The 245-nt window shown below is 78.0% G+C and carries 1 pseudogene; it reads left to right on the top strand.

Annotation, left to right across the window (positions count from 1 at the left end):
- A pseudogene (locus SM753_RS21015) lies at positions 1-209 on the top strand (hypothetical protein); the annotation flags it as partial.
- Positions 210-245: the final 36 nt, after the last annotated feature.

Here is a 245-nt window from a genome sequence, read left to right as displayed (position 1 = left end):
GCGTGGGGGGTGAGCAGCCACGCCGCGCAACCCCCCGCGCTTTCTCCGCTGGCCGCTCGCTCCGGGCGGGTCGGCGCGCGGTGCTGGTTGGGGTCGCCGCACTCGGGCGCGCTCTCGCTCGCGCCCGGGAGGGCGCTCGCGAAGGCGCGAGCGAGAGCGCGCCGGCGGGGGGATCGGGCGTCGACGTGGGCGGAAAACCGCGAGGGTAGGGGCAACGCGGTGGCGGCGCACGAGCCCCATCAATG

This window comes from Halostella sp. PRR32 (assembly GCF_034808085.1).
In the GTDB taxonomy this organism is placed as follows: Archaea; Halobacteriota; Halobacteria; order Halobacteriales; family Natronoarchaeaceae; genus Halostella; species Halostella pelagica.
The sequence above is the reverse complement of the archived record's forward strand: the minus strand, read 5'-3'. Positions and strand labels throughout refer to the sequence as shown.